19 protein-coding genes are annotated in these 18,420 nt (G+C 69.2%); 14 read left to right on the forward strand and 5 right to left on the reverse strand.

Annotated elements, in window-relative coordinates; translation table 11 throughout:
- Nucleotides 1-14 precede the first annotated feature (14 nt).
- On the forward strand, nt 15-1,019 hold the full coding sequence (locus tag ACFE6Z_RS02295; RefSeq protein ID WP_375384068.1) for a TerC/Alx family metal homeostasis membrane protein: 1,005 nt from the start codon (nt 15-17) through the stop codon (nt 1,017-1,019).
- On the opposite strand, the gene ACFE6Z_RS02300 is transcribed toward ACFE6Z_RS02295, so the two are convergent.
- Complete coding sequence (locus ACFE6Z_RS02300; RefSeq protein ID WP_375384069.1) at nt 1,016-2,329, reverse strand: LLM class flavin-dependent oxidoreductase; 1,314 nt, start codon at nt 2,327-2,329, stop codon at nt 1,016-1,018. The genes ACFE6Z_RS02295 and ACFE6Z_RS02300 overlap by 4 nt on opposite strands.
- Entirely contained in the window at nt 2,326-3,696 is a 1,371-nt protein-coding gene (locus ACFE6Z_RS02305) for an O-acetylhomoserine aminocarboxypropyltransferase/cysteine synthase family protein (RefSeq protein WP_375384070.1), read from the reverse strand. The genes ACFE6Z_RS02300 and ACFE6Z_RS02305 overlap by 4 nt, the downstream gene beginning before the upstream one ends.
- A gap of 265 nt (nt 3,697-3,961) precedes the next feature.
- Here ACFE6Z_RS02305 and leuC point away from each other — a divergent pair, with 265 nt between their 5' ends.
- The 6 genes from leuC to ACFE6Z_RS02335 all read left to right on the forward strand — a co-directional run bounded on the left by leuC (nt 3,962) and on the right by ACFE6Z_RS02335 (nt 10,388).
- The gene (leuC, locus tag ACFE6Z_RS02310) at nt 3,962-5,434 is read left to right on the forward strand and encodes a 3-isopropylmalate dehydratase large subunit (RefSeq protein WP_375384071.1); all 1,473 of its coding nucleotides are present in this window, start codon (nt 3,962-3,964) and stop codon (nt 5,432-5,434) included.
- Between the two features lies 1 nt (nt 5,435).
- Nucleotides 5,436-6,032: a 3-isopropylmalate dehydratase small subunit gene (leuD, locus tag ACFE6Z_RS02315; protein ID WP_375384072.1), complete on the forward strand. Its 597-nt coding sequence runs from the start codon at nt 5,436-5,438 to the stop codon at nt 6,030-6,032.
- Between the two features lie 86 nt (nt 6,033-6,118).
- A complete protein-coding gene (murA, locus tag ACFE6Z_RS02320; RefSeq protein ID WP_375384073.1) occupies nt 6,119-7,489 on the forward strand; it encodes a UDP-N-acetylglucosamine 1-carboxyvinyltransferase in 1,371 nt (456 codons plus the stop codon).
- Nucleotides 7,490-7,494: 5 nt separating this feature from the next.
- Complete coding sequence (locus ACFE6Z_RS02325; RefSeq protein ID WP_375384074.1) at nt 7,495-8,268, forward strand: lysophospholipid acyltransferase family protein; 774 nt, start codon at nt 7,495-7,497, stop codon at nt 8,266-8,268.
- Nucleotides 8,258-9,394, forward strand: coding sequence for an NAD(P)H-dependent glycerol-3-phosphate dehydrogenase (locus tag ACFE6Z_RS02330; RefSeq protein ID WP_375384075.1), 1,137 nt, complete (start codon nt 8,258-8,260; stop codon nt 9,392-9,394). Before ACFE6Z_RS02325 ends, ACFE6Z_RS02330 begins: the two co-directional genes overlap by 11 nt.
- Entirely contained in the window at nt 9,294-10,388 is a 1,095-nt protein-coding gene (locus ACFE6Z_RS02335; protein WP_375384076.1) for a D-alanine--D-alanine ligase family protein, read from the forward strand. Before ACFE6Z_RS02330 ends, ACFE6Z_RS02335 begins: the two co-directional genes overlap by 101 nt.
- Here ACFE6Z_RS02335 and ACFE6Z_RS02340 read toward each other — a convergent pair.
- On the reverse strand, nt 10,385-10,885 hold the full coding sequence (locus ACFE6Z_RS02340) for a DUF3515 family protein (protein ID WP_375384077.1): 501 nt from the start codon (nt 10,883-10,885) through the stop codon (nt 10,385-10,387). The genes ACFE6Z_RS02335 and ACFE6Z_RS02340 overlap by 4 nt on opposite strands.
- 59 nt (nt 10,886-10,944) lie before the next feature.
- Here ACFE6Z_RS02340 and thiL point away from each other — a divergent pair, with 59 nt between their 5' ends.
- Nucleotides 10,945-11,952: a thiamine-phosphate kinase gene (thiL, locus tag ACFE6Z_RS02345; protein WP_375384078.1), complete on the forward strand. Its 1,008-nt coding sequence runs from the start codon at nt 10,945-10,947 to the stop codon at nt 11,950-11,952.
- Here the strand turns inward: thiL and ACFE6Z_RS02350 are convergent.
- On the reverse strand, nt 11,922-12,506 hold the full coding sequence (locus ACFE6Z_RS02350) for an RsmD family RNA methyltransferase (RefSeq protein ID WP_375384079.1): 585 nt from the start codon (nt 12,504-12,506) through the stop codon (nt 11,922-11,924). The genes thiL and ACFE6Z_RS02350 overlap by 31 nt on opposite strands.
- 4 nt (nt 12,507-12,510) lie before the next feature.
- Nucleotides 12,511-13,113 carry a 1-acyl-sn-glycerol-3-phosphate acyltransferase gene (locus ACFE6Z_RS02355; protein ID WP_375384080.1) on the reverse strand — a complete coding sequence of 201 codons (603 nt, stop codon included), beginning with the start codon at nt 13,111-13,113 and terminating at the stop codon, nt 12,511-12,513.
- Nucleotides 13,114-13,203: 90 nt separating this feature from the next.
- Here ACFE6Z_RS02355 and ACFE6Z_RS02360 point away from each other — a divergent pair, with 90 nt between their 5' ends.
- The 6 genes from ACFE6Z_RS02360 (at nt 13,204) to mutM (ending at nt 18,418) form a co-directional block, all read left to right on the forward strand.
- Complete coding sequence (locus tag ACFE6Z_RS02360; protein ID WP_375384081.1) at nt 13,204-15,387, forward strand: ATP-dependent DNA helicase RecG; 2,184 nt, start codon at nt 13,204-13,206, stop codon at nt 15,385-15,387.
- A 26-nt stretch (nt 15,388-15,413) separates the two neighbouring features.
- Nucleotides 15,414-15,911, forward strand: a complete 498-nt coding sequence (gene coaD / locus ACFE6Z_RS02365) for a pantetheine-phosphate adenylyltransferase (protein WP_375384082.1) — start codon at nt 15,414-15,416, stop codon at nt 15,909-15,911.
- A gap of 107 nt (nt 15,912-16,018) precedes the next feature.
- Nucleotides 16,019-16,498, forward strand: coding sequence for a DUF177 domain-containing protein (locus tag ACFE6Z_RS02370; RefSeq protein WP_375384634.1), 480 nt, complete (start codon nt 16,019-16,021; stop codon nt 16,496-16,498).
- A gap of 50 nt (nt 16,499-16,548) precedes the next feature.
- On the forward strand, nt 16,549-16,758 hold the full coding sequence (rpmF, locus tag ACFE6Z_RS02375; RefSeq protein WP_150447562.1) for a 50S ribosomal protein L32: 210 nt from the start codon (nt 16,549-16,551) through the stop codon (nt 16,756-16,758).
- 46 nt (nt 16,759-16,804) lie between these two features.
- Nucleotides 16,805-17,470, forward strand: coding sequence for a ribonuclease III (gene rnc / locus ACFE6Z_RS02380; RefSeq protein ID WP_375384635.1), 666 nt, complete (start codon nt 16,805-16,807; stop codon nt 17,468-17,470).
- Nucleotides 17,471-17,494: 24 nt separating this feature from the next.
- On the forward strand, nt 17,495-18,418 hold the full coding sequence (mutM, locus tag ACFE6Z_RS02385) for a bifunctional DNA-formamidopyrimidine glycosylase/DNA-(apurinic or apyrimidinic site) lyase (RefSeq protein ID WP_375384083.1): 924 nt from the start codon (nt 17,495-17,497) through the stop codon (nt 18,416-18,418).
- Nucleotides 18,419-18,420 lie beyond the last annotated feature (2 nt).

Consider the following 18,420-nt stretch of genomic DNA (forward strand, 5'->3'; position numbering starts at 1 on the left):
TCGAAAGGCCCGCAATGGACCTCGCTCTCCCGCTCTGGTTCGAGATCGGCTCGCTCGTCGTGCTGACCCTGATCCTGGCCGCCGACCTGCTGCTGATCCTGAAGCGGCCGCACATCCCGTCGACGCGGGAGTCGACCCTCTGGGTGGTCTTCTACATCTGCCTGGCCCTCGTGTTCGCGGGCCTCATGTGGATCTTCGCGGGCGGAGAGTATGCCGGGCAGTTCGTCGCCGGCTGGCTGACGGAGTACAGCCTCTCGATCGACAACCTGTTCGTGTTCGTGCTGATCATGGCCCAGTTCGCCGTGCCGCGTCGCTACCAGCAGGAAGTGCTGATGGTGGGCATCATCATCGCCCTCATCCTCCGCGGAGCGTTCATCCTCGTGGGCGCGACGGTGATCGAGAACTTCAGCCCGATCTTCTATGTCTTCGGCGCGTTCCTGGTGTGGACCGCGTACCGCCAGGCGTTCCCGGCCGGCGGAGCGCACGATGACGAGGTGCAGCGTGAGAACTTCATCGTCCGGCTGATCCGGCGCACCGTCGACGTCAGCGACGACTACGACGGAGCGAAGCTGCGGACCGTCGTGAACGGCAAGAAGATCTTCACGCCGATGCTCATCGTCTTCGCGGCGATCGGCGTGACCGACCTGCTCTTCGCGATCGATTCGATCCCCGCGATCTTCGGCATCACGCAGAGTCCGTTCATCGTGTTCACGGCGAACATCTTCGCGCTGATGGGGCTGCGCCAGCTGTATTTCCTGCTCGGCGACCTGCTCGATCGCCTGCGCTACCTGCACTACGGCATCGCGTTCATCCTGGCGTTCATCGGTCTGAAGCTCGTCTTCCATGCGATGCACGTGAACGAACTCCCGTTCATCAACAACGGCCACCCCATCGAGTGGGCGCCGGAGATCTCCACCTGGATGTCGCTGGGCGTGATCATCGCGTCGATGGCGGTCGCCACCATCGCCAGTCTCATCGCCTCGGCGCGAGACGCGAAGAAGGCCGAGCTGAGCAGCTAGAACGCGCGCAAGTTCGCCTGCAGCCCGCCGGGCACGTACTCGGTGCGCAGGATTCCCCGGCGCCGCAGGATCGGCACCAGCTCGTCGAGGATGCGGTGCACGGTGACCGGATGCAGGTCGCCCCACAGCAGCACACCGTCATTGCCCCACGACCCGAGCTCTTCGATGAGATCGGCGAACTCGTCCGCCGTTCCGACGAACCCCGAGCGGTCCGAGATCCGTCCCAGCTTCGCGTGTGCGGCGAGGATGGCTCGCAGCGGTGTGCCGGCATCGTGCCCGCCGACGAGGCGGCGGATGCTCCCGTGCGACACGTGGTCGCCGAAGGCGGACAGATCCAGCGGGGCATCCAGGTCCAGCGCCGTCAGATCGGTCTCGAGGTCGCTGGACTGCCGCTCGGCGATGTACCGAATCGCCGCGTCGTCGGGCCGGAGGGATGCGGCGACCAGCCGATCGGCCTCCTCGGGCGACGAGACGATCACGGGCTGGATCGCGAACAGGATCTTGATGTCCTCCGGCGAGCGTCCGTGCTCCACCGCCGAGGCGTGGATCTTCGCACGGTACTCAGTGATGCTCTTCTCATCGAGCGGCGCGAGCGCGAGCTGGACGGCGGAGTTGGCGCCCGCGAAGGCGAGACCACGGCCCGATCCGCCGGGCGAGACGATCGCCGGCTCGCCGTCGGTGAACGGGATGGCGTTGAGCGGTCCGTCGAACGAGAAGTACTCGCCGCGATGCTGCACTGCGTCCAGGAGCGTGCCGTCGGCGTAGCGGCCACGCGCGGGATCGGCGATGAGCGCTCCATCGCCCCAGCTGTTCCACAGCGCCCGGATGCCGGCGAGCCACTCCTCGGCACGGTCGTACGCCCCGTCGTGGTCGAGCTGCGGTGCGGTGCCGAAGTGACGCGCGCTGCCGGTGTCGGTGACGACATTGAGCCCGAGCCGATGACCGCTCAGATGCTGGAGGGTCGCGAACTGACGGGCCGCGGTGTACGGCAGATACCCGGCCGGGTTCACCGTCGGCACGACCCCGAGATGCTGCGTCGCGGCGAACAGGTACGGCGCGAGTAGAAGCGGATCGTGCTTGGGGCCCCCGAAGGCCTGCCGGATCCGCAGGTCGATCGTGCTCGGCGAGCCGAGCGACGGGGCGTCCTCGATGATCAGCAGGTCGAAGCCGGCCTGCTCGAGCGCACGCGCCGAGTCCTGGTAGAGCGCGGGCTCGGTCCAGCGGTAGTTCCAGTCGAGGTAGGGATGACCCCACCCGTGCGGACCGAAACCGCGAGCCAGAAACCAGCCGAAGTGTTGGGGGCGGCTCACGCCGCGACCTCGACGGCCAGTTCGATGCGCTCCTCGATCGCACTGCTCTGTTCGATCGCACCGCTGACCGTCGCGACGCGCGGGTGCGAGGCATCCAGCCCCCGCGCCAGATCGGCGATGAGGTCGGCGGAGTCTTCGATGCCGATCGACACGCGCAGCGTGCCGGGCAGTACGCCGTGCGCTTCGCGCTCTTCGGGGGTGCGGCGCACGTGGCTGGTCGTGCCGGGATGCAGGATGAGCGACCGCACGTCGCCGAGGTGGGTCATGTGCGTGATCACCTGCAGCGCCTCGACGAACGCACGCGCTTCGTCGATGCCACCGCGGAGGGTGAAGGTGAACACCGAGCCGTTGCCGCGCGGCAGGTAGCGGCCGGCGAGAGCGTGGTGCGGATGGGAGGGCAGCCCGATGTAGTCGACGGATGCGATCTCGGGGCGGGTGCTCAGCCACTCGGCGACGACGAGGGCGTTCTCGGACTGCCGCTGCACCCGGAGGCTGAGGGTCTCAAGGCCCTGGCCGACGAGGAAGGCGTTCAGGGGCGACGGGGTCGGTCCGAGCCGGGGTGCGACCGTCTCGCGGAGGTATGCGATGCGGGCAAGGCCGCCGTGACGATCGGCCAGACTGGGGCCGCCCAGGCGTCCGGTCTCGGTGAACTGCGGGAACAGTGCGCCCGAGCGCGCGACATCGAAGCGTCCGTCATCGATGATGACGCCCCCGAGCACCGAACCCTGGCCGGCCAGGAACTTGCTGGCGGAGTGCACGACGATCGCGGCGCCGTGCTCGATCGGACGGAGCAGGTACGGCGTCGCGAAGGTGTTGTCCACGACGAGGGGGATGCCGTGGCCATCGGCCACCCGGGCGATCGAGGCGATGTCGAGCAGGTCGTTGCGGGCGTTGGCGATCGACTCGGCGAACAGCACCCTGGTCGTGGGCCTTATCTTCGACTCCCACTCGGCGGGATCGTTGACGTCGTCGACGAAGTCGACCTCGATGTTCAGGCGCGCCAGATTGTCGATGATGAGCCCACGGGTGCCCTCGTAGATGTGCGTGGCGCACACGATGTGCTCACCCGCCGACAGCAGGCCGAGCAGCACGACCGTCACGGCCGCCTGACCGCTTGCCACCAGCAGCGCCTGCGCGCCGCCTTCGAGTGAGGCGATCTTGCGCTCGACGGCGTCGACGGTCGGGTTGCCGGTGCGGGTGTAGCCGAACCCGTCGCCCTGGTCGAAGTGCGCCGCGGCATCGTCGAACCCGTCGAAGGGGAACCCCGCGGTCATGTAGATGGGCAGCGCGCGCGGTCGTGCGGCGCGAGCATCCGATCCTGCGTGGACCTGTCGAGTGGTGAAACCCTCGTCGGCGGACTGAGTCATCGTGGCCTTCCCCGGGTGGTGCGTGAACAACCCAGGGTGACACGAACGCGCCGAAACCGCCGTCCAATGAGTAGCAGTGTTACAACCCGCGAGCATGCGCACGAACCCGGCACGCGGACGGGCGCCGGCGTGCCAGTGGTAGTCTGCTCAGGTGCGGATCGCTCGCCTTCTCCTTAGCAGCCGCGACGAGTCCTAGTTTCCAGGCCTCCCTCGTCGCGGAGTTCACTGCGGGCTTGATCCTCTTCCCCAGGAGAACGACTGAGCAATGAGCACCCCTATTTCCACGATCCCCGACCGCCCGCGCACCCTCGCCGAGAAGGTGTGGGACGACCATCTGGTCGTCAAGGGCGAGAACGGCGAGCCCGACCTGATCTACATCGATCTGCATCTGGTGCACGAGGTGACCAGCCCGCAGGCGTTCGACGGTCTCCGTGCCGAGGGCCGGCCGCTCCGCCGCGTCGACCTGACGATCGCGACCGAAGACCACAACACCCCCACGCTCGCGATCGACAAGCCGATCGCCGATCTCACCAGCCGCACGCAGATCGAGACGCTGCGGCGCAACGCGGCGGAGTTCGGCGTGCGCATCCACTCGCTCGGCGACAAGGAGCAGGGGATCGTGCACGTCGTCGGCCCGCAGCTCGGCCTGACGATGCCCGGCATCACGGTCGTGTGCGGCGACTCGCACACCTCGACGCACGGCGCGTTCGGCGCGATGGCGTTCGGCATCGGCACGAGCGAGGTCGAGCACGTGATGGCGACGCAGACCCTTCCGCTCAAGCCGTTCCAGACGATGGCGATCACCGTCGAGGGCGAGCTCAGGCCCGGCGTCAGCGCGAAGGACATCATCCTCGCCGTGATCGCCAAGATCGGCACCGGCGGCGGGCAGGGCTACGTGCTCGAGTTCCGCGGCAGCGCGATCCGCGCCCTCTCGATGGAGGGGCGCATGACGATCTGCAACATGTCGATCGAGGCGGGAGCGCGTGCCGGAATGGTCGCGCCCGACGAGACGACCTTCGCCTACGTGAAAGACAAGCCGCACGCCCCGCAGGGCGCCGACTGGGACGAGGCGGTCGCCTACTGGCGGACCCTCCCCACCGACGAGGGAGCGGCCTTCGACGCCGAGGTGTACCTCGACGCGAACGAGCTCGAGCCGTTCGTGACGTGGGGCACCAACCCCGGTCAGGGCGTGTCGCTCTCGGGGGTCGTGCCCACGCCCGCCGAGATCGCCGACGCCAATGAGCGGGCCGCCGCGGAGCGCGCGCTCGAGTACATGGACCTCGCCGCCGGCACCCCCATGAAGGACGTGCCAGTGGATGCTGTCTTCATGGGCTCGTGCACGAACAGCCGCATCGAAGACCTGCGTGCCTTCGCGTCGATCATCCAGGGGCGCACGAAGGCCCCCGGCGTGCGCGTCATGGTGGTCCCGGGCTCTGCCCGGGTGCGGCTCGAGGCCGAGGCCGAGGGGATCGACAAGATCGTGGAGGAGTTCGGCGCCGAATGGCGTTTCGCCGGCTGCTCGATGTGCCTGGGCATGAACCCCGATCAGCTCGCCCCCGGCGAGCGGTGCGCGTCGACCTCCAATCGCAACTTCGAGGGCCGTCAGGGCAAGGGCGGTCGTACCCACCTGGTTTCACCGCTCGTCGCGGCGGCCACCGCCGTGCGCGGCACGCTGTCGAGCCCGAGCGATCTCCCGGTGCTTCGACACGCTCAGCAGCCGGCGGGAGCGGAGGCCTGACATGGACAAGTTCGTGACCCACACCGGCATCGCCGCTCCCCTGAAGCGCTCCAACGTCGACACCGACCAGATCATCCCCGCCGTCTACCTCAAGCGCGTCACCAAGACCGGCTTCGACGACGCACTGTTCGCCGCCTGGCGGCAGGACCCCGCGTTCGTGCTGAACCAGCCCGCGTTCCAGGGCGCGAGCATCCTGGTCGCCGGAGCCGACTTCGGCACCGGCTCGAGCCGCGAGCACGCCGTGTGGGCCCTCCGCGACTTCGGCTTCGCCGTCATCCTGAGCCCCCGCTTCGGCGATATCTTCCGCGGCAACTCCGGCAAGCAGGGCCTGGTCACCGGCCTGATCACCGAAGAAGACCTCGAGCGCATCTGGACCCGCATCGACGCCGAGCCGGGCATCACCATGACCGTCGACCTGCACGCACGGCGCGCGGTAATCGGCGACCTCACGGTGCCATTCGACATCGACGATTACACTAGGTGGCGGCTTCTCGAAGGGCTCGATGACATCGGGCTCACGCTGCGCAGCGAGGACAAGATCGCGCAGTTCGAGGCCCGCCGGGAGGCGTGGCGGCCCAGGACGATCCCCGTCCCGTGACGCGGGAGGACACCCCACGAGGGTGTGCCCACCGAAAGCCGTCCCCCTTGATACACCCAAGGCATATACAAGCGAGGTTCCACCGGATGAAGACACTTCTGGGCGACGCAGCCGATTCGAAGGCGGGCGAGAAGGAGTTGTCCGGAGAGACGCTGGCCATCCGTGGTGGTCGTCCGCTCGTGGGGCGCGTGGAGGTGAAGGGTGCGAAGAACCTCGTCACGAAGGCGATGGTCGCCGCCCTGCTCGGCGAGACGCCCAGCGTGCTGCGCGATGTCCCCGACATCAGTGACGTCAAAGTGGTCCGCTCGCTGCTCGAGGTCCACGGCGTGCGCGTCGTGGACGGCGAGGAGGAGGGCACTCTGCACCTCGATCCCGCCGGCGCCGTGTCGGCGCACTTCGAAGAGATCGACGCCCACGCCGGAGCATCCCGCATCCCGATCCTGTTCTGCGGACCGCTGCTGCACCTGCTCGGCGAGGCGCTGATCCCCGACCTCGGCGGATGCCGGATCGGCGATCGGCCGATCAACTTCCATATGGACGCACTGCGCGCGTTCGGCGCCGTCGTGGATAAGAGCTACGAGGGCATCCGGATCACCGCGCCCAACGGTCTGCACGGCGCCGATATCGAGCTGCCCTACCCGAGCGTCGGCGCCACCGAGCAGGTGCTGCTCACCGCGGTGCGCGCCAAGGGCACCACGGAGCTGCGCAACGCCGCCATCGAGCCCGAGATCATGGACCTGATCGCCGTCCTGCAGAAGATGGGCGCGATCATCTCCTACGAGCCCAACCGGGTGATCCTCATCGAGGGCGTCGAGTCGCTGAAGGGGTATGACCACCGGGCGATCTTCGACCGCAACGAGGCCGCCTCGTGGGCGTGCGCGGCGCTGGCGACCGACGGCGACATCTTCGTCGGCGGCGCCAAGCAGCAGGAGATGCTCACCTTCCTCAACGTCTTCCGCAAGGTCGGGGGCGACTTCGATGTCCGCGAAGACGGGATCCGGTTCCACCGCGGCGGCGCACTCAAGCCCGTCGTCGTCGAGACGGATGTGCACCCCGGATTCATGACCGACTGGCAGCAGCCCCTCATCGTGGCGCTCACCCAGGCCGAGGGCGAATCGGTCGTGCACGAGACCGTGTACGAGAACCGGCTCGGCTTCACCGAGGCGCTCGTGCAGATGGGCGCCGACATCGTCGTGCACAAACAGGGCATCGACGCTCCGGGACGCCGCGTGCCGCGCCGCGCCCTCGAGCAGGCGGCGGTCATCGTGGGCCCGACGCCGCTGCACGGCGCCGAGGTCGAGGTGCCCGACCTGCGCGGCGGCTACAGCTACGTCATCGCGGCCCTCGCGGCCGAGGGCCAGTCCGTGGTGAGCAACGTTGGCATCATCCGCCGCGGATACGAAAAGTTCTTCGCCAAGCTCCAGGCCCTCGGCGCCGACTTCGACGTCATCGGCTGACCCGCGTGACCAAGACTGCTCCCACGACCGGATCCGACGCGCGCGAACCGCGGCCGTTCGTGTTCCGGATGCTGGCGGCCATCGTCGTGCCGGTGTTCGGCCTCCTCGCGAAGGTGCGGATCCGCAAGGGCGATTCGCTGCCCCGCAACGGCGCGTACATCCTCGCGCCGAACCACTACACCGAGATCGATCCGCTCGTCGTGGCCGTCGCGGTGTGGCGCCTGGGCAGGCCGCCGCGCTTCATGGCCAAGGAGAGCCTCTTCACGGTTCCTGTCGTGGGGTGGGCGCTGCGCGCCACGGGCATGGTGCCCGTCGCGCGCTCGAGCTCTAGCGTGTCGGCGCGCAAGACCATCGTCGCATCCGCGGCGCTCGTCGAACACGGTCGCGGCGTCATCGTCTACCCCGAGGGCACCCTGACCCGCGACCCCGACATGTGGCCGATGCGCGGCAAGACCGGCGCGGTCCGGCTCGCGCTGGAGGCCGGCATCCCGCTCATCCCGATGGCGCAGTGGGGCGCGCAGGAGCTCATGGCGCGCTACGGGAAGAAGATCAGCCTGTGGCCGCCCCGCAAGCTGGTCACGGTGGCCGTGGGCGAGCCGGTCGACCTCTCCGACCTGGCCGGCCGGCACACCCAGCCCGCAGCACTGGCCGAGGCGACCGATCGGCTCATGGCGGCCATCACCGCGCTGTTGGAAGACCTCCGTGACGAGAAGGCGCCCGCCGAGCGGTGGAACCCTGCCGCGCACGGTCAGAAGGAAACGGGCCGCCTTGAGCCGTAAGCAGGAGGCCGCCCTGCCCAGGGTCGCCGTGGTGGGCGCCGGCAGCTGGGGCACCACGTTCGGCAAGGTGCTCGCCGACGGCGGCGCGCACGTCACGATGTGGGCGCGCCGGCCGGAGCTTGCGAGCGAGATCAACGAGGCCAAGCGCAACAGCGGCTACCTGCCGGGGGTGAATCTGCCGCGGGAGATGAGCGCGAGCCACCACCTCGCGGAGGCGCTGGAGGGTGCCGAGCAGATCTACCTGTCGATCCCCAGTCAGGCGGTGCGCGAGAACCTCAAAGCAGTGCGCGCGCTCGTCGCATCCAGCGACGTTCCGATCGTCTCGCTCATGAAGGGCGTCGAGCGGCGCACGGGGCTGCGGATGAGCCAGGTGATCGAGCAGGAGCTCGGATGCGACCCGACGCGGATCGCGGTGGCCTCGGGGCCCAACCTCGCGCTCGAGATCGCCCGCGAGCAGCCCACCGCGGCGGTCATCTCATCGATCAGCCAGGAGACGGCCGAGGCGGTCGCCCGGCGCGCCCGCAACCGCTACTTCCGTACGTTCGTCAACACCGACGTGATCGGCACCGAGTTCGGCGGGGTGCTGAAGAACCTCATCGCCGTGGCGATCGGCATCGTCGACGGTGTGGGCTATGGGGAGAACACGAAGGCGTCGATCATCACGCGCGGCCTCGTGGAGATGACCGACTTCGCCGTCGCGCAGGGTGCCGAGCCCGAGACGCTGCAGGGACTGGCGGGCCTCGGCGACCTGATCGCGACGTGCCAGTCGCCGCTCAGTCGCAACAACACGGCGGGACGTCTGCTGGGTCAGGGACTCAGCCTCGCCGACGTCGTGAAGCAGATGAACCAGACAGCCGAAGGACTCGCCTCGGTAGCGCCGATCCTCCAACTCGCCCGCGAAGCAGGGGTCGAGATGCCGATCGTCGAGCAGGTCAAGCGCGTGCTGGATGGCACGATGGACCCTCGCCAGATCGCACCCCACCTCACGACAGACGACGACGAGCCGCAAGGCGAGAGGACGCAGAATGGACAAGCCGGCGGTGGCGGTGCTCTTTGGAGGTCGCTCCAGCGAACACTCGATCAGTTCCGCAACGGCGGGCGGCGTGCTCCGCGCGATCAACCGTGACCGCTACCGGGTGATCCCGGTCGGCATCACGCGCGACGGCGCGTTCGTGCTCGAAGACGACGATCCCGGCAAGTTCGCGCTCGACCCTGCCGCGATGCCCGCAGTCCTCGACAACGGCACGCGCATCGTGTGGCCGGAGGCGGCCGGAGCCCACGGGTTCACCGTGCGCCGCGCGGACGGCACTGTCGAAGATCTCGGCGGCGTCGACGTCGTGCTGCCGATCCTGCACGGCCCGCACGGCGAGGACGGCAGCATCCAGGGGTTCTTCGACACGATCGAAGTACCGTACGCGGGTGGCGGGGTGCTCGATTCCGCACTGTGCATGGACAAGCACTTCATGAAGATCGCGCTGCAGCACGCGGGCGTGCCGGTCGCGCCGTGGATCACGGTGCGGCAGTCGGAATGGCGAGGAGATGCGGATGCTGTGGCCGCGCGTGCGGCTCATCTGGCGCTTCCGTGGTTCGTGAAGCCCGCCAGGGCAGGGTCGAGCGTCGGCGTGTCGAAGGTGCACGGCCTCGATGAGCTGCGCGCGGCGCTGGAGGTCGCATTCGCCGAAGACGACAAAGTCCTCGTCGAGCAGGGGCTGTCCGGACGGGAGATCGAGGTGGGCGTGCTGGAGGGTTGCGGCGGCGCGGATCCACGAGCATCCCTTCCCGGCGAGATCGTCCTGACCACGCGAGAGTTCTACGACTTCGAGGGCAAGTACCTCGGGGGCGACGGCGTCGATGTGGTCTGCCCCGCCGACCTGGACGATCGCGACCGCGACGCCGTGCAGGAGATGGCGCTCCGGGCCTTCGCGGCCGTCGACGGACGCGGTCTCGCGCGGGTCGACTTCTTCGTGACCGCCGACGGGCCCGTCGTCAACGAGCTGAACACGATGCCGGGATTCACGCCCATCTCGATGTTCCCGAAGTGCTGGATCGCGTCGGGGCTGTCGTACTCAGACCTGATCTCGGAGCTCATCGATACGGCCTTGGAGCGCGCGGCCGGCTAGGGGCTGGGGGCCGCCGTCGTATCGGCCGTGTCGGTGCACACCGCGCCGTCTGTAGGGAGCGCCGCGACGATACGCGAGAGCGTGTCGAGCACTTCGGCGCTGCTGACGACGTCGTTGTCGAGGTAGATCTGGACCGCCGGAACCCGACCGAACGTGGTCACGCGGTAGCGCGGTGCGTCCGTGTCGTCGATGATCCAGTCGACTCCGGCGACCGGGGTGCACGGGAGGGTGGTGGGGCCTGGGGGGGTGAGGCCGCAGGTGAGGATCACCGAGGCGGGATCGCCCCATGCGCCGGTCGCCTGCGCATCCGTCCAGCGCCGGCTCTCACCGGCGACGGATGCCGGAAGGTGCACGGTGACGGCCGCGCACGCCGGGTCGTTCGCTGCCACGGCGGGCTCGAGCGAGACGGTGGACGCGCATCCGGCGAGAGCGGCGGCCATGGCGACCCCGATGGCGACGGCGCCGGCAGTGGCGAAGAGGCGGCGGAGGCGGAGCATCCATCCAGGTTAACCCGGTCGTTCGATGGCGGCAGACGAGGAGCCGGTACGTTTTCAGGATGACAACTCGCGATGACCCCACCGTCGGCGAGCTGAGCGAGGGAGCGATTCTGCGCCGCATCCTCGACCGACTGGGTCCCTCGGCCGCGCTCGTCGGCCCGGGCGACGACGCGGCGGTGCTGACGGTGCCCGACGGCAGGGTGGTCGCGACGACCGACACGCTCGTACACGGGCCCGACTTTCGCCTCGCCTGGTCGAGCGCGTACGACATCGGCTGGAAGGCCGCGGCGGTCAACCTCGCCGACGTCGCGGCGATGGGGGCGCGCCCGACGGCGCTGCTGGTCGCCCTGGCGATGCCGGACGACACGCGCATCTCGTTCGTGGAGGCGCTTGCCGACGGGCTCCGCGCCGCGTGCGACGACCTCGCGCCGGGATGCGTGGTCGAGGGCGGCGATCTGACCGTCTCCGACACGCTCACCATCGCCGTGACGGCGCTCGGAACGCTCGACGGTCGCGCACCGGTGCTGCGCTCGGGAGCGCGACCGGGCGACGTCGTGGCGATCGCCGGAGACATGGGCGTCGCGGCTCGCGGACTGGAGCTGCTGTTCGCGCGGTTCACCGACCCGGACGGGACTCCGAACGCACTCACCCCGGAGACGTTCGTGGAGCGGCTGGTCGATTCGGCCGATGCCGCCGCGGTGAGCCGTCAGCTGCGGCCGCGGCCGCCCATCTCGATGGGCGCACTCGCCGCAGACCGCGGCGCGACGGCGATGATGGACGTCTCGGACGGCCTCGCCCTGGATGCCACGCGGTTGGCGGATGCCTCGGGCGTGACGATCGACCTCGAGGCGAGGTGGCTCGGCCCCGACGCGGCCCGGGCGCTGGCAGGTGGGGAGGACCACGCGCTGCTGGCCACGTTTCCCTCCGAGGTGGATCTCACCGGCGGATTCATGCGGATCGGCCGTGTGCGCGATCGCGCAGACGCCGCGCTGCTGGTGGACGGTGCCCCCTACCAGGAGCGAAGCGGGTGGGACCCCTATCGCGACTGGGATGCCGGGCGCGGCTGACCCCACCAGAGCGTGGTGTCGCCGTATCGGCGGTCGCGGAGGGCGTGCAGGCCGGCGACCTCCCAGTCCGGCGCGGGCGAGCGGCGCGCGCGCTCGACGACGACGATCGCGTGGGCGCGCAGCGACGGGCCGAGTGCGACGAGGTCCGCGGTGAGGTCTGGCTCGGGGAGGTCGTACGGCGGATCGATGAACACCAGGCTGTACGGACCGCGCACGGCGCGTAGGAACAGCTCGCTGCTCGCGCGATGGACCCGGACCCCGGCATCCACCGCTCCGAGCGATTTGGCGACGCGGCCGGCGTTGCGCTCCGCGACGGCCGCGGCTTTGGGCGACTTCTCGACGAGGTCGGCCGATGCGGCGCCGCGACTCATCGCCTCGAGCGCGAGCGCTCCCGATCCCGCGTACAGATCGAGCACCGTGGCGCCGCGGAGCGCGTCGACGGATTCGAGTGCGCCGAACAGCGACTCCCGCACGCGGTCGCTCGTGGGGCGGGTTCCCGCCTCCGGGACCTCGAGGGTCACCGAGCCGGCTCGCCCGGCGATGATGCGTGTCACGAGATCATACGGGGGAGTCCCGCACGGATTCGTCGTCTGCCCTGAGCTCCTCGCGGAGCCGCGGCTCGGTGCGGAACTCCGGTCGGAGCCCCGCTTTGTCGGCGTAGAAGGCCCTGATGCGGCCCATGTCGGCGCTGATGTCGCCGCTCAGCTCGATCGTCGGCCCGAGGCCGGTCGTCATCGTCGTGCGATCGACGTACCCGAGCGTGACGGGCAGCCCCGCTTCGCGTGCGATGCGATAGAAGCCCGACTTCCAGCGGTCGCTCGAGGCTCGCGTCCCTTCGGGGGTGATGACGAGCCCGAAGACCTCGCCTGCCTTGATTCGCGCCACGAGGTCATCGACCACGCCGAACGCGTTGGAGCGATCGACCGGGATCCCCCCGATGCTGCGCATGATCGGGCCGCGCCAGCCGCGGAACAGTGACGCCTTGCCCAGCCAGCGGATGCTCATGCGCAGGCGCCAGGCGATGGCGAGCATGAGCAGGAAATCCCAGTTGGAAGTGTGCGGCGCGCCCAGCACGACGGTCGGCTGAGTCGGCGGGGGCTCGGTGGCGAGGGTCCAGCGGCTGCCTGCCCAGTACAGGCGCGACACGAGGCGTCGGATCATTCCGCCACAATATTGGACGCGGCTGCCCCGCGCATCGCGGGTGCGGCGACGCAGCCGCACGCCGTCCATGCCCCTGCCTAGACTCTCAGCATGTCGTTCACCCTCGATTCGCGCCTCGACGGCGCCGTCGGCGGCAAGACGGCAACGGCGCTGCAGCGCGCTTTCGGCATGAAGACGACGGGAGATCTGCTCGCCCATTACCCCCGCCGTTACGCGCGCCGGGGCGAGCTCACCCCGATCTCGTCCCTCCCGCTCGGCGAGCCCGTCACGATCGTCGCCGAGATCCGCCGCGCGAACGAGCGACGCATGCAGAACCGCAAGGGATCGATCCTCGAGGTCGTGATCAGCGACGGCCAGGGCGAGCTGTCCCTCACGTTCTTCAATCAGTCGTGGCGCATCAAAGACCTCCACGCCGGGCGCCGGGGCATCTTCTCGGGAAAGGTGGGCGAATACCGCGGCGCGAAGCAGCTGGCCCATCCCGATTACGAGCTGTTCGACGACGAAGCCGAGGCGCGGCTGACGGCCGAGGCGTATGCGAACCTCCCGATTCCTATCTATCCGGCCACCAGCACGATCGCGAGCTGGCAGTTCCAGAAGATCGCCGCGCTCGTGCTCGACGGGCTCGGCGAGGTCGAAGACCCGCTGCCGGAGGCCTTCCGCGCCGGTCACGGACTGCTCGACGCGCGCACTGCGCTCCTGCGCATCCATCGCCCCGACTTCGAAGACCAGATCGAGCAGGCCAGGGCCACCTTGCGGATGCACGAGGCTTTCGTTCTGCAGGCGGCCCTCCTGCAGCAGCGGCAGTTCGTCCGCGCCCTCTCGGCGACCGCGCGGCCCGCTTCGCCCGGCGGGCTGCTCGAGCGCTTCGACGCGATGCTCCCGTTCGAGCGCACCGTCGATCAGGTGACCGTCGGCACCCAGGTCGCCGGAGATCTGGTGGGCGACTGGCCGATGAACCGCCTCGTCCAAGGGGAGGTGGGTTCGGGCAAGACCCTCGTGGCGCTTCGCGCGATGCTGCAGGTCGCCGAGACCGGCGGCCAGTCGGCGCTCATCGCGCCCACAGAGGTGCTCGCCGGTCAGCACGTGCGCTCGATCGCGCGGATGCTCGGGCCGCAGCTCGCTCCCGAACTCATGCCCACGCTGCTCACCGGTCAGCTGAATGCGGCCGAGCGCCGCAAGGCGGCGCTGCGCGTGGCGTCCGGCCAGGCGCTGATCGTCATAGGCACCCACGCCCTGCTCAGCGAAACGACGACCTTCGCCGAGCTCGGACTCGTCGTCGTCGACGAACAGCACCGATTCGGCGTCGAACAGCGCGAGACCCTGCGCGCCAAAGGCCTTTCTCCGCACGCGCTCGTGCTCACCGCGACGCCGATCCCGCGCACCGTCGCGATGACGGTGTTCGGCGACCTCGACGTCTCGACGATCCGCACGCTTCCGGAAGGCCGCGCCGGCATTCAGACGTTCGTGACGCCGCTCGCGGAGCGTCCGGCCTGGTTCGGCCGGGTGTGGGACCGCATCGCGGAAGAGGTGGCGCTCGGCCGGCAGGCGTTCGTGGTGTGTCCTGCGATCGACGCCGAAGCATCCGCGAAAGACGACACCGCCGACGGACCCGTGGCGTTCGCCGAGGGTGCAGCGGTCGTCGACGGCGAGGCGACGCGGATCCGATGGGGGGTCGTGCAGGCGGCCGACCTGCTGTCGCGGCATCCCTCGTTCCAGCACGTGCGCGTGGCGATCCTGCACGGCAAGATGCCGTCGGACGAGAAGGATGCCGTCATGCAGCGCTTCTCGCGCGGCGAGCTGGACGTGCTCGTGGCGACGACAGTGGTCGAGGTGGGTGTGGACGTGCCCAACGCGTCGACGATGGCGATCCTGGAGGCCGATCGGTTCGGCGTGTCGCAGCTGCATCAGCTGCGCGGCAGGGTGGGTCGGGGCGGCGTGCCCGGGCTCTGCCTGCTGGTGACCGAGGCGCCGGCCGGCACCCCGGCCCGCGCGCGGGTGGACGCGGTTGCGGCGACCACAGACGGTTTCGCGCTCGCCGAGGTCGATCTGGAACTGCGGGGCGAGGGCGATGTGCTGGGCGGCGCCCAGTCGGGTGCACGGTCGTCGCTGCGGCTGCTGCGGGTGGTGAAGGATGCCGATCTGATCGCCGAAGCCCGCGCCGAGGCCGAACGGGTGCTCGCCCACGATCCGGCGCTTCTGCGACACCCGGGCCTCACCGCATCGATCGAGCGCCGCGTCGGGATGCAGGAGCGCGCCGCCCTGGCGAAGAACTAGACCCCGCCGCTCGCTAGGGTGGGTGCATGAACAGCCGGATCGCCGTCGTACCCGGGTCATTCGATCCTCCGACCCTCGGTCATCTCGACGTGATCCGGCGCGCGGCCGCGCTCTACGATCAGCTGCACGTGCTCGTGGTGCACAACCCGGGCAAAGAGGCCATGCTCCCCATCGCGCAGCGCCTCGTGCTGCTGGAGAAGTCGATCGCCGAGAGCGACATCGAGGGCGAAGTGATCATCGCCGCGTGGAGCATGGGACTGCTGGTCGACTACGCGACGGATGTGGGTGCGGGAGTGCTCGTGAAGGGCATCCGATCTCAGATCGACGTGGCGTACGAGACGCCGATGGCGATCGTGAACCGTCATCTCGCGCATGTCGAGACGGTCTTCCTGCTGCCCGACCCCGCCCACGCGCTCGTGTCCAGTTCACTCGTCCGCCAGGTCTCCGCGCTCGGCGGAGATGTGTCGCCGTTCGTGCCCCCTGCCGTCGCGCGCTTCCTCGACACGGGCGCCGAGCGGGGCTGACTCGGCGCCCTCCCATCCGGGCGCCGGTACGATTGACCCCCGTGAGAAGACATCGCCCCGGACCGTTCGCCCTTCAGGTGCGAGACATCGTCCACCGCGCCGGAGAGATGCGCGAGTTCATGATCGACACCCCCGCTCCCGACAAGTGGGGAGAGGGTCTCGTCGCCGTCGCGGAGGGCGAACCACTCGAGCTGGACGTGCGCGCGGAGTCGGTGCACGAGGGCATTCTGATCTCCGGCAGCGTCGAGACGGAGTACACCGGGATCTGCGGACGCTGCCTCATCGACATCACCGAACCGCTCGAAGTCGAGTTTCAGGAGCTTTTCGCGTATCCTGGTGACGAAGCAACTGACTTCGAGGTTCAAGACGACCACGTGGATCTTGAAACTCTCGTCAGGGATGCGATCGTCCTGTCGCTCCCGTTTCAGCCGGTGTGTCAGCCGGATTGCCCCGGTCTCGATGCGAGCACGGGCGAACGACTGGCCGATATGGCCGGTGAAGAGCAGCGCACGCCCTCCGATCCACGCTGGGCAGTGCTCCAGGAATACACCCCAGACCACGACGATGAAGCGCCGCGCCCTGCGTAGCACCTCATCGCCGCCGTATACATCGAAGACAGCACGGAAGAGAGCAAGCCATGGCAGGTAACCCCCCGAAGCGGAAGGTCTCCCGCTCGAACACCCGGTCGCGCCGCGCGCAGTGGAAGGCGGCGCCCATCACGCTGACCGCCACCGTCGAGAACGGCAAGACGGTCTACAGCCGTCCGCACCAGGCGAAGGTCGTCACCGACTCGCAGGGCACCGAGCTGTTCCTCGAATACAAGGGCCGCAAGGTCGCCGACGTCTGATCGCCCCTTCCGGCGAATCTTGACCGACGTCACGCTGGAGCGGCGCATGCTCACCGACAAGCTCGGGGTCGTCATCGACCCCGAGCTTCTGTCGCTTGCGCTCACCCACCGTTCCTTCGCGTACGAGAACGGCCAGCTGCCGCATAACGAACGGCTCGAGTTCCTCGGCGATTCCGTTCTCGGGCAGGCAGTGACGGTTCGGCTGTTCACCGCGAACCCCGAACTCGACGAGGGTGAGCTCGCGAAGCGGCGGGCGAGCGTCGTGTCGACGGTCGCACTCGCGGAGGTCGCGAGGCGGATCGGTCTGGGGCAGTACATCCTGCTCGGCCGTGGTGAGAACCAGACCGGTGGCCGCGACAAGGACTCGATCCTCGCCGACACGATGGAGGCGATCATCGGGGCGACGTTCCTGTCTGCAGGCGCGGACGCCGCCACGACGCTGGTCCTGCGGCTCGTCGAGCCGCTGCTGGCCGACCCGGAGCGCTACGGCGCTGCCATGGATCCGAAGACGAGCCTCCAAGAACTCGCCGCCCACCGGGGGGCCGCTCCGCCGGTCTACGGCGTGGAGTCATCGGGCCCAGACCACGACCGCACGTTCATCGCGACCGTCTCGGTCGACGGCGTGCAGATGCAGGGCACCGGTACGAGCAAGAAGCACGCCGAGATGGCCGCCGCATTGCTCGCGTGGCGCACGCTCGCCGACCGTGCTTGAGCTCCGTCGTGCCTGAGTTTCGTCGTGCCTGAACTTCCCGAGGTCGAGGTCGTCCGCGCCGGCCTCGAGCCTGCGGTGACGGATGCCGTCATCGCGAGCGTGAGCGCGGACGATGAACGGGCGCTGACCCGGCATGCCGGCGGAGCCGCCCACTTCGAGGCGGCCCTCACCGGCAGAGCTCTCACGGGCGCGGCGCGACGCGGAAAATTCCTCTGGCTGCCGCTGGCACCGGCGCCCGGCCTGCCCGATGAGGCACTCATCGCCCATCTGGGCATGAGCGGGCAGCTGCTGCTGCGCGAGCCCGGTGCCCCCGCCGAGCGTCACGAGCGCGTGCGCCTCTCCCTGGAGCATCCGCGTCACGGCGAACTCGCCCTCGTCTTCGCCGATCAGCGCACATTCGGCTCACTCGCGATCGACCGGCTCGTGGCGACACCGGATGCCGCGCCCGGCGGTCGAGGGACCCTCGAGTCGAGCGTCCCCACCCAGGTCGCACACATCGCCCGCGATCCGCTCGACCCTGCGTTCGACGACGCGCGATTCCGCGAGGCGCTGCGGCGCAAGGCATCGGCGATCAAGCGGGTACTGCTGGATCAGACCGTGATCAGCGGCGTGGGCAACATCTACGCCGACGAAGCGCTCTGGGCCGCGCGCGTGCACCCCGAGACTCCCGCCCAGCAGCTGTCCACCCGGACCGTGCATCGCCTGCTCGCCGAAGTGCGGGCGGTGCTGGAAAAGGCGCTGGCCGAAGGCGGTACGAGTTTCGATGCCCAGTACGTCAACGTGAACGGCCAGGCGGGGTACTTCGCGCACTCCCTCCACGCGTACGGCCGCACGGCTCAGCCGTGCGATCGCTGCGGCAGGGCGATCGTTCGCGCCTCGTTCATGAACAGGTCGAGCCACTACTGCCCGTACTGTCAGCGGATGCCGGCGGCCGCGGCATCCGAGTGAGG

The sequence above is a fragment of the uncultured Microbacterium sp. genome (assembly GCF_964244775.1).
Classification (GTDB): domain Bacteria; phylum Actinomycetota; class Actinomycetes; order Actinomycetales; family Microbacteriaceae; genus Microbacterium.